Source organism: Mesorhizobium sp. M7D.F.Ca.US.004.03.1.1, from assembly GCF_003998635.1.
Lineage (GTDB): Bacteria > Pseudomonadota > Alphaproteobacteria > Rhizobiales > Rhizobiaceae > Mesorhizobium > Mesorhizobium loti.
This window is the reverse complement of record NZ_RZQG01000058.1, coordinates 1-14,563: the sequence shown is the minus strand read 5'-3', so window position 1 is coordinate 14,563 and position 14,563 is coordinate 1. Positions and strand designations below refer to the sequence as shown.

Here is a 14,563-nt window from a genome sequence, read left to right as displayed (position 1 = left end):
CCTTCGAGCTTGAGCGGGCCGTTGGTGGTCGGCGTCACTTTCAGCGGGCCATTCCTCGCCTCCAGCGCCGGCGTGTCCTTCAGCGGCGGCTCGCCGGTGGCGGCAAAACCTGACTTGTTGTGGCTGCCGTCGCAGAACGGCTTGTTTTCCGAGGCGCCGCAGCGGCACAGCGTGGCGCGATAAAACGTTTCGCCGTCGAGCACGATCTCGGCATGCACGGCCAGCGGGCCGTTTTCACGCAGCCGCACTGTGTTGACCACCGGCGGCTGCTCCTGCGGCCCGCCATCCTTCCTGATGTAGGTGATGGCGCCCGAGGGGCAGCTTTCGGCGATGGCGACGATCTTCTCGACGCTGGCGGCCTCGGGATGGATCCACTGGCCCGGCGCGTTGGGTACGAAGACATGCGGATCGCCGAGCACGCAATTGCGCGAATGGATGCAGCGCTTGCCGGAGAATCCGACGTCGATCTTGTCGCTTTCGACCATGCCGGCCATAGCTGGGCTCCTCTTGCCTGAAGCACGTCGCATCCGAATGGATGTGGCGCGCTCTGGGTATTCGCGCAATTCCGCACGGAAAACCGCTTCACACTTTTCCTGGAATTGCTCTATGGCTCCGGCAGGATAACCGTCAAGCTGGCAAGCCGGTCAGGGGACCAGGTCGATTTCCTCGGTCTCGCCACCGCTGCAGGTATAGCAGCAATCCTCGCATTTTTCCTTGTTGCCGGGACCGACGCCCCAATAGGTGCCCTCGTCGCCATCGACCCAGGCGCCGTAGCAGATCGATTCGCCCTCGTTGCACGAGATCGGCAGCTGTTTGGTCTCGCCATCGTCAAGGAAGTAGTCCTTGTCCTCGCCCGGCCAGACATAGTCGCGGTCCTGGCTGTAGAGCTCGACGCGCATGGCGTTGGGGTGGCTGTTCTTGATGGCGAAGGTGATATCGGCGGCGTGCGCTGACGGCGCAAGCAGTGTGGCAAGCGACAACGCGACCAGCGTGCGGCGCGCGTAGGTGTAAAGCATGGTAACCCCCTGAAATAGCGGCCCACCCGGCCGCGGAGCGACCATCGCACGCTGCATTGAATCGCTAAAGGGATGATTGCAACAATTCCCGGACTGATTTTGGGGATATCGGCGTGCCTCTGCCCTAGGGCACCAGATCGATCGTCTCGGTCGAATGCTCCACGCAGATGAAGCAGCAGGTGTCGCAGGGCTGGTCATTGTCCGGTCCGACGCCGGCGGAGATGCTGTCGTCGCCATCGACCCAGGCACCGTAGCAGATATGTTCGCCCTGATTGCAGGAGAGCGGCACGGATTTCTGCGAGCTGGGGTCGATCAGGAACACCTTGTCGTTGCCCGGCCAGACCGTCTCGCGGTCGCGGCTGAACAGCTCGACCGCGACTGCTTCCGTGCGCAGGTTCTTGACGAAGAAGGCCATCTCGGCGGCCTGCGCCGAGGTGGTGAAGAGCAAGGCCGCAAGTGCAGCCATACGAAAGAGCGTCACCATCGGACCTCGCGAATCATTCCGGCAGAATCGCATGCCTGCCGGGAACTAGGAAGGCGCAGCCGCCGGCGCCGAGATCTCACGCCCCAGTCGCACCGTTTCCCGCACCAGAAGATCGAAATCCTCGCGCCTTGTGCGATGGTTGGTGATCGCCGCGCGCACCCAGTGCTCGCCATGCACCGTGGTGTCCGACAGAGCGGCAATGCCCTGTTCCTGCAGCCGCAGCATGATCTCGGTGTTGAGCACCTTCAGCGCCTCGCCGGCCAAACCGGGCTGATAGCGGAAGCAGACGATGTTGATGGTCGGCACTGCCGCCAGCTCCAGGTCCGGCTCGGTCTCGATCAATCCCGCGAGATAGAAAGCTTGTGCGATGTTCTGGTCGATCAGGCGGCCGAACTTGTCGATGCCGTGCTCCTTCAGCGCCATCCACACCTTGAGCGCGCGAAAGCCGCGCGACGTCTGCAAGCCGTAGTCGTGCAGCCATTCGCCGGAGGCCAGGCCGCGCGGCGTTGATTCCAGATATTCCGGCGTCACGGCGAAGGTCCGGCGATGCGCGATGGCATCCCTGACCAGGGCGCAGCCGACCTCGAACGGCGCATGCAGCCATTTGTGGGGATCGAGCGCAACTGAATCGGCCCATTCGATGCCGGCGACGCGATGGGCATTTTCAGGCGCAATGGCGACCAGCGCGCCGATACAGCCGTCGACATGGAACCAGAGGTCCTCCTCATGGGCCAGCTTGGCGAGCGTCCGCAGGTCGTCGATCGCCCCGGTGTTGACCGTGCCGGCATTGCCGATGATACAGGCCGGCTTGAATCCTGCCGCGCGGTCCTCGGCGATCGCCGCGCGCAAGGCAGCGATATCGATGCGCAGCCCGGCATCGGTCGGAATGCGGCGCAGCGCCTTGTTGCCAAGGCCGAGCGCCTCCATTGCCTTGCGGTGGCAGGAATGGATCTGGTCTGAGCCATAGAAACGCAGTGGCTTCTCGATGGCGGCAACGCCGTGCTCGCGCACGTCGATGCCCGCCTTGGTGTTACGCGCCACCGTCAGCCCGATAAGGTTGGCCATCGAGCCGCCGCTGACCAGCGTGCCGCTGGCAGAAGCCGGAAAGCCCAGCATCTCTTTGCACCAGTTGACCACCTGGCTGTCCATCAGCCCGGCGGCGTGGTTGCCGCCGCCGAGGTTGGAGCCCTGGATTGCCGCCAGGAAATCGCCGAGCGCGCCGGTGAAGTTGCTCGATCCCATATACCAGGACCAGAAGCGCGGATGGATGTTGCCCATCGGATAGGACATCACCGTGCGCGAGACCTCGCCATAGACAGCGGCAAGCGGCGCCGGCGATCGCGGCAGCGGTGCCGCGAAGACCTCTCGCACATCCGCAGGCATCTCCCGCCAGACTGGGCGGTCGCGCAGGTCGCGCAGATAGTCGACCGCATCGTCGATAATCTGGTGCGACAGGGCCTGCACATCGGCCCAGTCCTGGGGATCGAGCGTTTCCTCGGCCATCAGGCCGAGGGGTTCCTGTACGGCGTCCATACCGATCTCCCGTCAAGCCGCCGGAAACTGGCAGCCGGGCGTCGAGCGCGAAAGGGCAGCCTCATCGGCGTCCATCTCGGCCTCGATGCCGTCGAACAGCGGCGTCGACATGTAGCGTTCGCCGGTGTCGGGCAGCATGCACAGGATCACCGCCCCGGCCTGTGCCTGCTCGGCGACTTGCCGCGCCACGGCAAAAGTGGCGCCGCCGGAGATGCCGGTGAAGACGCCTTCCTGGCGCGCCAGCGCCTTGGCCCATTTGATACCCTCGGGCCCTGCAATGGGCATCACCTCGTCGTAGAGGCTGGCGTCGATCGCTTCCTGCAGCACGTTGGGGATGAAATCCGGCGTCCAGCCCTGGATCGGGTGCGGCTCGAAGGCGGGGTGGCTGGCGGCAGGGGCGCCATCGGCACCACGCTGCTGCACCTTGCCGCTGCCGATGAGCTGCGCGTTGGCCGGTTCGGACAGCACGATGCGGGTTTCCGGCCGCTCCCGGCGCAGCACGCGCGCCACGCCGACGACCGTGCCGCCGGTGCCATAGCCGGTGACGAAGCAGTCGAGCCGCGAACCGGCGAAGTCATTGACGATCTCCCGCGCGGTCGTCGCCTCGTGGATGGCGGCGTTGGCGGCCGTCTCGAACTGGCGGGCGAGGAACCAGCCATTCGCCTCGGCCAGCTCCACCGCCTTCTTGTACATGCCGAAGCCTTTTTCAGCGCGCGGCGTCAGCACCACCTTGGCGCCCAGCATGCGCATCAGCTTGCGGCGCTCGACCGAAAAGCTGTCGGCCATGGTGACGACCAGCGGATAGCCCTTCTGCGCGCAGACCATGGCCAGGCCGATGCCGGTGTTGCCGCTGGTCGCCTCGACCACCGTCTGGCCCGGCTTCAGCGCGCCGCTGCGCTCGCCCTCCTCGATGATGTTGAGCGCCAGCCGGTCCTTCACCGAAGCGCCGGGATTGAAGAACTCGGCCTTGACATAGATCGTCGCGTGAGCTGGTCCCAGATTGTTGATACGGACCACCGGCGTGTCGCCGACGGTGTCGAGAATGCTGTCGAAAAGGCGGCCGCGGCCGGCCGTGGTCCTGATTTTCTGCTGATGCAACATCTTGGTCTCCTCGATTGTCATCGTGTCTTGTCATCACGGGCCGGTTACAAACCGGCGGGTTGTGCGGCGAAGTTTCGTGACCTTGCTGCGCTAGGACTGACATGCCGCACTGCGGCAATGGTGGTGTCCGGCGCGTAATCCGCTGCCGCATGCGCCTTGTCGTGTTTGGTGATACAGGAGTGGCCGACAGGCCAGCGTGGGAGCAGGCGTGGAAACCGACGTGGAATCCGCACGATCGAGGCTGGGCGGCGAGATGCCGGCGCTTTCCGTGCGCCTGCTCGGACCGCTGGTAATCTCCCGCAACGATGTGCCGGTTGCGTTGCCCTCGTCACGCAAGCTGCGCGCTCTGTTCGCCTATCTGGCGCTGGCGCCGCATCCGGTCGGCCGCAGCCGCCTGTGCGAGCTGTTGTGGGATGTACCGAACGATCCAAGGGGCGAGCTGCGCTGGTGCCTGAGCAAGCTGCGGGGCACACTCGACGCGCCAGACCGACACCGGGTCGTGACACAGGGCGACACGGTAGCGCTCGATCTGAGCGATTGCCTGGTCGATGCGCTGGAAGTCAGCCAGGCCGTCACGCAAGGGCTCGGCACGCTTGATGTCGAGCGCTTGCGGGTGCTGGCCGGGCTGTTTGCCGGGGATTTGCTCGACGGTCCGGAGGTCGAGCGCAGCCCGCATTTCAACAGCTGGCTGATCGCCCAGCGTCGCCGTTTTCACGCGTGCCATATCGCCGTGCTGGAACAGCTTGTCGCGAGCCTGCCGGCGGATAGCGACGAGGCGATCGTTCATCTCGACACATGGGTGGAACTGGCGCCGTTCGACGAGCGTGCGCATGCAGCCCTTCTGGCCAGTCTGGCCCGGCGCGGCGAGGTCGGCGCGGCCGAGCAGCACCTGGCTTCGGCGGAACGATTGTTTCAGTCGGAGGAACTGGATTTCGCACAGCTTCGCGCGGCCTGGCGGGCAATCCGTAACCAACAGTCGGGTACCCCGCTCCGGCCGCAGCAGGCCTGCCTGTCCACAATATCGCAGTTGGCCGCGGCGCCCTCAGATGCCGGCCCGGTCGAACCCAGCCACGCTTCGCTGGCGGTGATGCCGTTTGTCGAGGAGAGCGGCGGCACGCGCGGCGGATTGGCCGATGGTTTCACCCACGACATCATCACCCGCCTCTCCAAGCTCAGGGATTTCTTCGTCATCGCGCGCGGATCGGTGTTTGCGCTGGCCGAGAAGGACATCGCGCCCGAGGATGCCGGCCGCCGGCTGAATGTCGACTATGTCGCCACCGGCACCGTGCGCAGCCCGCCCGGCCGCCTTATTGTCAGCGTCGAACTGATCGAGGTGCGCACCGCCAGGATCGTCTGGGCCGAGACGTTCGAGCGCAGGCCCGACGACATCTTTTCCGTACTCGACGATATCGGCAACAGCATCGTCTCGTCTATCTCGGCCGAGATCGAAACGGTCGAGCGCAACCGCGCCATGCTGAAAGCCCCCAGTTCGCTCAACGCCTGGGAAGCCTATCATCGCGGCCTCTGGCACATGTACCGCTTCACCCAGGCGGAAAACGAGCAGGCGCGGCATTTCTTTGCCCAGGCCTTGCAGCTCGACCCGACCTTTGCCCGCGCCTATGCCGGCCTGTCTTTCACCCATTGGCAGAACGCCTTCCAGCGCTGGGGCGACCGCGACCGCGAAAGCGCGCTGGCCTTCGAGAGCGCCGGCCACAGCCTGCTGGTCGACGACCACAATCCGGCCGCGCACTGGGCGATGGGGCGGGCGCTGTGGCTGCGCGGCGAGCAGGACAGCTCGCTGATCGAACTGGAACGGGCGGTGGACCTCAGTCCCAATTTCGCGCTTGGCCACTATGCGCTGTCCTTCGTCCATTCGCAGTCGGGCGACCCGCAAGCGGCGATCGGCTCCTCCGACCATTCGCGCCATCTCAGCCCCTTCGACCCGCTGCTGTTCGGCATGCTGGGCGCGCGGGCGATGGCGCATGTCCGGCTCGGCCAGTTCGAGGAGGCGGCCGAATGGGCGCTGAGGGCGGCGGCGCGGCCCAACGCGCACGCCATCATCCTGGCGATCGCAGCACATTGCCTTGCTCTGGCCGGACGGCTCGACGAGGCACGCGGCTTTGCCGCCGTCATCCGCAAGACATTGCCGAGCTATGGCGTCGACGATTTCATCGGCACATTCCGCTTCGAGCCGGACGCCGTAGCGCTGTTCCGGCAAGGGGCAAGGCGGATCGGGCTGCGCTGAAGCCGGGCGATCGCCATCTGGGGGATCGCCTGGGAATTCCGCCTCAATTCCGCCCGGTTAACACTGTCGGAAGGGGTTGCTTAACCGTTCGCGGCTATGTCACGGCCGGGGGGTCTGACAAAGTGAGTATGATGAGCAACAGCCCCGACAAGCGCAATGAATGGCGCGCCATTTTTTACGTGCAAGCCCGCGTTGCCATCCTGTTTGTCCCGGTGGTTGCCAGCCTGCTGATCATAGCGGCACTCGCCGGCAACGAACGCAAATCCGTTCCCAGCACGATCGACCCGACCGTCACAGGCTCCGTGCGATAAACGGCGCGGCAGCCGGCAGCGAACGCCTGTCAAAACGCTTCGAACCGACCGCCGCGATGCTCTGCCAACGGCCACCCATGTCGAGGAGCCCGCCGAGCGGCTCCTCTGTCCGAGTGCGTCTTCGAACAGCGCCGACCTAAAGAATTTTGGTCACCAGTTTGTCCAGCCGGGAGTTCTCCCGGTAAGCCAGCCGCACAATGATGGCGCCCAGGATGCCAGTGATGGCCCCGCCGACAACGTCGGTCAGGTAGTGCGTCCCGATGTAGATTCTCGACCAGCAGACCAGGAATGCCATGACGAGAAGCGCAGTCGTCCGACGCGGGAGACCTTGCATCGCAAAGGCCGCAACAATCGCAATGGTGGCTGTCGCGTGATCGGACGGGAATGACCAGTCGGCGCTGGGCGCAATCAACAGATGCGTCACACCGGCATCGTAGGGCCTCACCCGATGCACGAAGAGAAGAATGAACTGGTTGACCGCAAGACCCAGCAAGAACGCCAGGCCGGCGGATATCGCCGCGTGGCGAACATGATAGCGGTCGGCCTTCGCCCACCATTGCAGGACCACGGCCAGCACCATGAGGGGAACGCCGATTTGTGAGATGCCGACCATTGCATTATCAAGAAAAGGGCTGATACCGGCCGCGGCGTTTATCCAGTGCGTTAAAGCTGCATCCATTTGGCGTCGGTTCCCGCGATTGGTCGTGAGGTGGATTTTTGAAGCCCGTCGATGAACACCGCATCCATCAGATTTTTGAAGTCAGCGTCTGGTTCAAGGGCGCACATGCCCTGATTGAGTGCATCGGTGGGATACTGCTCTATGTCATCACCACCGACACCATTGCCTCCTGGGTCAATGCTCTCACCCAGGAGGAATTGATCGAAGATCCGAACGATTTCATAGCGAGCCATCTGTCGCAGATGGCAAGCCATTTTTCGATCGCCAGCAAGGAGTTCTACGCCTTCTACCTGCTCAGCCACGGCCTGATAAAGCTGGCCTTGGTTGTCGGCCTCCTGAGAGGCAAGCTTTGGTCGTATCCAGCATCGCTCGCGGCATTGGGCTTGTTCATGGTCTATCAAGTCTACCGCTACTCCTACACCCATTCGTTCGGCCTGCTCGTCCTGACCGTCTTCGATGCGGCCGTCATGGTGCTGATCTGGCACGAGTGGAAGATCGTGCGACGGCACAAGCCGGCATGACAGTTGAACCGCCGGCCTCATCCCTGTTCACTGGTCTGGAGCCCTGCCTTCACGCAATTCCCAAGGGAAAGCGCTATGCGCTTTTCCCGGGAAAACCGTCTCACACTTTCCCGGACTTGCTCTAAGAACTCGCGCTTTCCGGCAGCATTCGCTTGAGCACGTCGTCCTTGCGGATGAAATGGTGCCACAGCGCCGCGGCCGCGTGCACTCCGGCGAGGATGAGGATCGAATTGGCGCAGAGGCTGTGCAGTTCCCTGATGAACCGGGCCGTGTCGCGGTCGGGAGAGACCGGAGCCGGGATGGTGAAAAGGCCAAAGAAGCTCAAGGCGTCGCCCCTGTACCACGTCAGCAGGATGCCGAGAACCGGAATGGCCACGAGTAGCCCATAAAGCAGCAGATGCGCGATCTTTGCGGCCCATCGTTCAAGCTCTGACATCTCCATCGGCAGCCCTGGCGTTCCCAGCATCAGCCGCAGGCCGACGCGGATAACGACCAGCGCGAACAGCAGCAGCCCAAACGAAATATGAAGCCACCAGACGAGCGCACGACCGGGGTCGCCGCGCGGAAAAAGCTCCTCCACATAGGTCAGGCCATAAAGGCCGATGACCAGCAGAAACACCGCCCAGTGAATGGCCTTTTGCGCGCTTGTATAGGTGGGGTTCATGCGAGCCTTCCGTTTTGAATGTTTCTAAATTAGCCGCGATCATGTCAAAGCTTTGTCGGGCTCTGGTGATCGTGAGAGGCATTACGATCTACCAGCGCTCAGTGACAGTGTGGATTGCAGCGGGTAGCTACCGGGATCGCGAATATGAAGTGAAAGTCGATCCCCAGCGATGGTACTCGCATGTGGAAAGAAGCCGCCAGATACAGGTCGGGAATGTGTGCCTGTAAAGCGGGGCCGCCTTCCTGTCCAATTGGTACCCTGGATTAACCCGGCTACCACGTTTTGATATGGTGCAACGGCACCGTTGATGCCTTAGTTTTCCTTGTCCGGTACCTTGGATTCTACCGGCTGATCCGGTTCGTGCCGGATCCCAAGCACTAGCATGGGCTGTGATACCCATCGCAACGCTGCTCGTCTGCGTATTCAGGAATCCGTGAACAATCCCATTGGACTGACGCTGGGCGGGCAAGGGAGAATGCGACCTTATGAAAAATCTTCAACCGTCGATCCCACCGACAGAAAAAAAGACCAAATCGGAACTTCAAGCGGCTGTCGAACGCCTCGCACCGTTTCATCACGCCATCGACTTGCCTTACGGCTTGAGCACCTACGTGCCGACCGCTTCTCGTCAAGACCGAGAGCGCACGAGAATGCAAAATCTCATCGATCACGCATGGCCAAGTATCCTTAGTGCCTGTGGAGGGTCATTGGCAGGCAAAAGGGTACTTGACGTGGCATGCAACTGCGGTGGTTTTTCCGTGCACGCGGCAAGGGCAGGTGCCAGTTATGTGCTTGGGATCGACATTGATCCTCACTATATCGAACAGGCAAATCTCGTAAAAGAGGCAGTAGACCTCCACAATTTAGATTTTCAGCAACTTGATTTGATGGAACTTGATCCGTCCAAGCACGGCGCATTCGATCTCGTCCTGTTCTTCGGGATTCTATACCACTTGGAGAACCCTGTTTTAAGCCTCAAACGTATTTCAGCATTGGCAAGCAACGTTCTAGCGGTTGATACCACTCTCATGAAGGTGCCGATCATAAATCGAATCCTGGATCGATGGCCGATGTGGCATATGCGCAGGGTGGCGGGGGTCGATTCCGCAGCAAGCAACATTACGACCTCGCGCTGGCGCCCAGAGGAATTCTGTCAGTTTTCCCCCAATTCCCGCGCCGTCATCAGCTTATTGGAATATTCTGGATTTACCGATATTGAACGTCTCAAACCGACAGTAACCGGGCTTGAGAAACGCTACTATAACGGGCGACGGGCAACGTTCATTGCGATAAAGAATCGCGGAAGCTACCCCGGCATCAGGCTTGCCCATAGGAGCAGGTGAAGGACACCAAAGCCGGCCAGATACAGCGCCACGAAGATGAGCGCGGCGCGAATGATTAGGCGGGTATGCGAGCCTTCCAGTCTGAATGTTTCTAAACTAGCCGCGATCATGTCAAAGCTTTGTCAGGGCTCTGGTGGTCGTGACCTGGCAGACACTGAACTGGTAACCTGTCAGTTTGCTGACAATCGGGCATCGAGCGGCGATTATGCTTGGACAAAGAAAAAGCCCGGGCGAACCGGGCTCTTCTTCGGGTCTCTCGGGCGCAGCTCAATAAAAGCGCGGGATCGGGCCGTTCTGCGGGGTCACGTCGTCGCCAAGGTCGACAAACACCTCGTCGACATAGCACCATGCCCAGCCTTCCGGGGGATCGTAGCCCTCGATGATCGGATGCTTGGTGGCGTGGAAATGCTTGGTGGCGTGGCGGTTGGGCGAGTCGTCGCAGCAGCCGACATGGCCGCAGGTGCGGCACAGCCGCAGATGCACCCATTGCGACCCGCTCTTCAGGCATTCCTCGCAGCCGAGCGCGCTCGGCGTCACCTTCCTGATGTCGCGCGTATGTCTGCATTCATCCATCATGGTCTCCCTGCCGTTTGAGGTGCGTCGGCGTTGCCGCGCGCGAGATATGCATGCAAGGCCGCGACCACCTGGGCGCCTTCGCCGACAGCCGCCGCGACGCGCTTGACCGAGCCGGCGCGGACGTCGCCGATGGCGAACACACCGCTACGGCTCGTCTCCATCTGCGCCGATCCCAGGTCCGATCCGGTACGGACGAAACCCTTGGCGTCCAGCGCCACATCGCAGTTCGCCAGCCAGTCGGTGTTCGGGTCGGCGCCGATGAACAGGAAGAGATGGCGGATCGGGCGCGTCGTTTCCACGCCGCTGGCGCGGTTGCGCCAGCGTACCGTGCCAAGATTGCCCTCGTCGCCTTCCAGAGCCACGATTTCGGTCCCGGTCAGCACCTCGATATTCGGTTGCGCCCTGATGCGCTCGACCAGATAGCGCGACATGCTGGCATCGAGGCTGTCGCCGCGCGCCAGCAGCGCCACTTTGCGCGCATGGCTGGCCAGATAGACAGCCGCCTGCCCGGCTGAATTGCCGGCGCCGACCAGCGCCACTTCTTGGCCCGCGCAAAGCCGGCCTTCGATGGGCGACGCCCAATAATGCACGGAGGTTCCCTCGAACCGCGCCAGATTGGCGATGTCGAGGCGGCGATAGCGCGCGCCGCTGGCGATCACCACGCTGCGCGTCCGCACGGTCTCGCCGTCGCCGACATCGAGCCTGTAGCGGGCGCCGTCGGTGGCAGCATTCAAAAGCTTCGCCTCGTCCGGTATTACCATTTCGACGCCGAACTTCTGCGCCTGGTTGTAGGCGCGCGCCATCAGCGCCATGCCGGAAATGCCGGTGGGGAAACCAAGATAGTTCTCGATGCGCGAGGACGCGCCCGCCTGTCCGCCAAAGGCGCGGCAATCGAGCACGATCGTCGACAGCCCTTCGGAGGCCGCATAGACAGCGGCCGCCAGCCCAGCCGGTCCGGCGCCGACAATGGCGACATCGTACAGTTTGTCGGCATCGATCGGCCGCAGCAGGCCGATGCAGCGGGCGAGGTCCTTTTCGCCGGGGTTCATCAGCAGCCTGCCGTTCGGACACAGCACGATCGGCAGATGGTGAGGATCGACGTCAAAGCGCTCGACCAGGGTTTTCGCACAAGGATCGCTGTCGGAATCGAGCACGCGGTGCGGCTGGCCGCTGCGGGCGAGAAAACCCTGCAGCCGCAACACGTCGGCATTGCCAGCAGGTCCGACGATGATCGGTCCGCTGGTGGCGCTTTCCAGCAGCCCGACACGGCGCAGGATCAGCGCCCGCATGATGCGCTCGCCGAGATTGGCTTCCTGCACCATCAGGTCGCGCAGCCGCTGCGAGGCGATGACGAACGCTTCCACCGGTTCGGCGGCCCGCGCATTGACCAGTGAAGGACGGGCCGAAAGCTGCGCCAGCTCGCCGACAAAACTGCCCGGACCGTGGGTGACGATCGTTTCGCGCCGGCCAAGCCCGCCATCCTGGGTGATGTCCACGCTGCCCGACAGCACGACGATCAGACCGGGCGCCACATCGCCAGCCGTGACGATGTTCTCGCCGGCCGCATAGACGCTGGCCTCGCCGAACCGGCGCATGCGATCGATGTCCGCCTCAGCCAGCGTCGGGAACGCCTGATCGCGACGGGCACCGAAGATCGGGTTGATGGTTTGCGACATGGCTTTGAGCGTAGCGAAGCGGGCGCGGAGTTTGAAGCGGTTTGTGAGGGGACTGGCCGGAAGGGGAGGTTGGCGGCAAAGAAAAAGCCCGGACGAACCGGGCTTTTTCTCTAAGTTTCTGAACCGTCGAATGGTTCGAAACGGGAATTTGGTGCCCAGAAGAGGACTCGAACCTCCACTCCTTGCGGAACACGGACCTGAACCGTGCGCGTCTACCAATTCCGCCATCTGGGCTGGTGCGGGCTCATGTAAGCGGGCAAGCGATGTGTGTCAACGCGCTTTTTTTAAAGCTGTTGCCACTTGCCGGCTCAAGGACCGTCAGCCCTCCAGCACTTCCTTGGAAGCCACGGTCGAATCGGCGTTGAGCTGGTAGATGACCGGCACGCCGGTGCCGAGTTCCAGCTTGACGATCTCCTCGCCCGACTTGCCGTCCAGCGCCATGATCAGCGCGCGCAGCGAGTTGCCGTGGGCGGCGACCAGCACCGTGCCGCCACGCAGCACGTGCGGCTGCAAATCGTGCAGGTAGTAGGGCCAGACGCGAGCGCCGGTGTCCTTCAGGCTCTCGCCGGCGGGCGGCGGCACGTCGTAGGAGCGGCGCCAGACATGCACCTGCTCCTCGCCCCACTTCTTGCGGGCATCGTCCTTGTTGAGGCCGGAGAGATCGCCATAGTCGCGCTCGTTCAGCGCCTGGTCGCGGATGGTCTTCAGGTCGCTCTGGCCGACCGCATCGAGAATGTGCTGGCAAGTTTTTTGCGCCCGGATCAGCGCCGAGGTGAAGGCGATGTCGAATTTCAGGCCGCGTGCCTTGAGCTTCTGGCCGGCGGCCTTGGCCTCGGCGTGGCCCTGCTCGGTCAGGTCGACGTCGCGCCAGCCGGTGAACAGGTTCTTCAAATTCCATTCGCTCTGGCCGTGGCGCACGAGCACGAGGGTTCGCGACATGTTTGCTCCTTCAGGTTTATGGATCAGGCCGCCTCAGCTCAATCCGAGCACGTCCCGCATCGAATACAGTCCCGGCTTCTTGCCACGCGCCCAAAGCGCCGCCTTGACGGCGCCGCGAGCGAAGATGGCGCGGTCCTCGGCGTGGTGCGACAGCGTGATGCGCTCGCCGGTGCCGGCCAGCAGCACGCTATGATCGCCGACCACCGAGCCGCCGCGCAGCGTGGCAAAGCCGATCGAGCCGGTCTTGCGCACGCCGGTGTGGCCGTCGCGGACCCGCACATCATTGCCGGCCAGCTCGATACCGCGCCCGGCGGCGGCGGCCTCGCCAAGCAGAAGTGCCGTGCCGGACGGCGCGTCGACCTTGTGCTTGTGGTGCATTTCGAGGATCTCGATGTCGAAATCGTCGGCGTCGAGCGCGCGCGCCGCCTGTTCGACCAGCACCGCCAGAAGATTGACGCCGAGGCTCATATTGCCCGACTTGACGATCGTCGCGTGGCGCGCCGCTGCCGCGATCCGGGCATTGTCGTCGGCCGTGCAGCCGGTCGTGCCGATGACGTGGACGATGCGCGCCTGCGCCGCATAGCCGGCGAATTCGGCTGATGAGGCCGGGGTGGTGAAATCGAGCACGCCGTCAGCCCTGGCGAAGACCGGCAGCGGATCGTCACCGATCGCCACATCGATGCGGCCGACGCCGGCGAGCTCGCCTGCATCCTTGCCCAGATAGGGCGAACCCGCTCGCTCGACCGCGCCGATGACCCGCGCGCCGGGGATGGTGTGGATGGCGCGGATCAGCGTCTGGCCCATGCGGCCGGCGGCGCCCACCACCACCAGGCCCATATCGGTTGCCGGCCTGTCGGTTGCGGGCGTCTTGCTCATGTCGTGCTCCCGGCGATATTCTGCGTCTCAATGTTCGGAGCCGAAATCTGGATCGGCGCGCTGTCGTCGACAAGCCCCAGGCCCTTGACGCCCTGGATGCGGTGGAACCGGGCATAGACGCTGTGCGGATCGGCCATCAGCGAGCCGTGCGTGCCCTCTTCGACCAGCCGGCCCTGTTCCATGACGATGATGTGGTCGGCATTGACCACCGTCGACAGCCGGTGCGCGATGACGATGGTGGTGCGGCCTTCCATGACCTGGGTCAGCGCCTGCTGGACGCGCGCCTCGGCCTCGTTGTCGAGCGCCGATGTCGCTTCGTCGAGCAACAGGATCGGTGCCTGGCGCACAATGGCCCGCGCGATCGATACGCGTTGGCGCTGGCCGCCCGAAAGCGTCACGCCGTTCTCGCCGACCGGCGTGTCATAGCCCTGCGGCTGCTGGCGGATGAAATCGTCGGCCGCGGCCTGCCTTGCAGCCTGTTCGATCTCGGCGTCGGTGGCGCCCAGCCGGCCGTAGCGGATGTTGTCGCGGATGGTGCCTTCGAACAGATAGGGCTGCTGCGAGACATAGGCGATGGAGCCGCGCAGCGACTGTTTGGT

At 63.4% G+C, this 14,563-nt stretch carries 16 protein-coding genes and 1 tRNA gene; 4 read left to right on the top strand and 13 right to left on the bottom strand.

The window, feature by feature from the left end:
- From EN935_RS06195 to cysK, 5 genes are all read right to left on the bottom strand, one after another.
- Positions 1 to 494 (bottom strand): (4Fe-4S)-binding protein (locus EN935_RS06195; RefSeq protein ID WP_127373213.1); only part of this gene is annotated, 494 nt, incomplete at its 3' end.
- 150 nt (positions 495 to 644) lie between these two features.
- Complete coding sequence (locus EN935_RS06190) at positions 645 to 1,016, bottom strand: hypothetical protein (RefSeq protein ID WP_109667556.1); 372 nt, start codon at positions 1,014 to 1,016, stop codon at positions 645 to 647.
- Positions 1,017 to 1,140: 124 nt separating this feature from the next.
- Entirely contained in the window at positions 1,141 to 1,482 is a 342-nt protein-coding gene (locus tag EN935_RS06185) for a hypothetical protein (protein WP_245462956.1), read from the bottom strand.
- Between the two features lie 63 nt (positions 1,483 to 1,545).
- Complete coding sequence (locus EN935_RS06180; protein ID WP_109667559.1) at positions 1,546 to 3,033, bottom strand: aspartate aminotransferase family protein; 1,488 nt, start codon at positions 3,031 to 3,033, stop codon at positions 1,546 to 1,548.
- 12 nt (positions 3,034 to 3,045) lie between these two features.
- Positions 3,046 to 4,134, bottom strand: coding sequence for a cysteine synthase A (gene cysK / locus EN935_RS06175; RefSeq protein ID WP_127262202.1), 1,089 nt, complete (start codon positions 4,132 to 4,134; stop codon positions 3,046 to 3,048).
- Positions 4,135 to 4,387: 253 nt separating this feature from the next.
- Here cysK and EN935_RS06170 point away from each other — a divergent pair, with 253 nt between their 5' ends.
- Positions 4,388 to 6,379: a BTAD domain-containing putative transcriptional regulator gene (locus tag EN935_RS06170; protein ID WP_109667562.1), complete on the top strand. Its 1,992-nt coding sequence runs from the start codon at positions 4,388 to 4,390 to the stop codon at positions 6,377 to 6,379.
- A gap of 131 nt (positions 6,380 to 6,510) precedes the next feature.
- Positions 6,511 to 6,690 carry a hypothetical protein gene (locus tag EN935_RS06165; protein WP_164548818.1) on the top strand — a complete coding sequence of 60 codons (180 nt, stop codon included), beginning with the start codon at positions 6,511 to 6,513 and terminating at the stop codon, positions 6,688 to 6,690.
- A gap of 136 nt (positions 6,691 to 6,826) precedes the next feature.
- Here EN935_RS06165 and EN935_RS06160 read toward each other — a convergent pair whose 3' ends face one another.
- Positions 6,827 to 7,369, bottom strand: a complete 543-nt coding sequence (locus EN935_RS06160) for a phosphatase PAP2 family protein (RefSeq protein WP_109667564.1) — start codon at positions 7,367 to 7,369, stop codon at positions 6,827 to 6,829.
- A gap of 38 nt (positions 7,370 to 7,407) precedes the next feature.
- Between EN935_RS06160 and EN935_RS06155 the strand changes: the two genes are divergently transcribed.
- On the top strand, positions 7,408 to 7,890 hold the full coding sequence (locus EN935_RS06155; RefSeq protein WP_109667567.1) for a DUF2127 domain-containing protein: 483 nt from the start codon (positions 7,408 to 7,410) through the stop codon (positions 7,888 to 7,890).
- A 121-nt stretch (positions 7,891 to 8,011) separates the two neighbouring features.
- On the opposite strand, the gene EN935_RS06150 is transcribed toward EN935_RS06155, so the two are convergent.
- Positions 8,012 to 8,554 (bottom strand): cytochrome b, encoded by a 543-nt coding sequence (locus EN935_RS06150; protein WP_109667571.1) that lies wholly within the window; start codon positions 8,552 to 8,554, stop codon positions 8,012 to 8,014.
- A gap of 485 nt (positions 8,555 to 9,039) precedes the next feature.
- Here EN935_RS06150 and EN935_RS06145 point away from each other — a divergent pair, with 485 nt between their 5' ends.
- On the top strand, positions 9,040 to 9,897 hold the full coding sequence (locus EN935_RS06145; RefSeq protein WP_109667574.1) for a class I SAM-dependent methyltransferase: 858 nt from the start codon (positions 9,040 to 9,042) through the stop codon (positions 9,895 to 9,897).
- Positions 9,898 to 10,164: 267 nt separating this feature from the next.
- Here the strand turns inward: EN935_RS06145 and EN935_RS06140 are convergent, their stop codons facing one another.
- The 6 genes from EN935_RS06140 to EN935_RS06115 form a co-directional block, all read right to left on the bottom strand.
- Positions 10,165 to 10,473 (bottom strand): UBP-type zinc finger domain-containing protein, encoded by a 309-nt coding sequence (locus EN935_RS06140; protein WP_164757509.1) that lies wholly within the window; start codon positions 10,471 to 10,473, stop codon positions 10,165 to 10,167.
- Entirely contained in the window at positions 10,470 to 12,149 is a 1,680-nt protein-coding gene (locus tag EN935_RS06135; protein ID WP_109667580.1) for a cyclic nucleotide-binding domain-containing thioredoxin-disulfide reductase, read from the bottom strand. The genes EN935_RS06140 and EN935_RS06135 overlap by 4 nt, the downstream gene beginning before the upstream one ends.
- Positions 12,150 to 12,298: 149 nt before the next feature.
- Positions 12,299 to 12,383: transfer RNA gene (locus tag EN935_RS06130), tRNA-Leu, on the bottom strand.
- Between the two features lie 84 nt (positions 12,384 to 12,467).
- A complete protein-coding gene (locus tag EN935_RS06125) occupies positions 12,468 to 13,088 on the bottom strand; it encodes a 2,3-bisphosphoglycerate-dependent phosphoglycerate mutase (protein ID WP_109667583.1) in 621 nt (206 codons plus the stop codon).
- Positions 13,089 to 13,121: 33 nt separating this feature from the next.
- A complete protein-coding gene (dapB, locus tag EN935_RS06120; protein ID WP_109667586.1) occupies positions 13,122 to 13,964 on the bottom strand; it encodes a 4-hydroxy-tetrahydrodipicolinate reductase in 843 nt (280 codons plus the stop codon).
- Positions 13,961 to 14,563: ATP-binding cassette domain-containing protein (locus EN935_RS06115; RefSeq protein ID WP_127373212.1), on the bottom strand; the 603-nt coding region annotated here is incomplete at its 5' end. The genes EN935_RS06115 and dapB, both read right to left, overlap by 4 nt.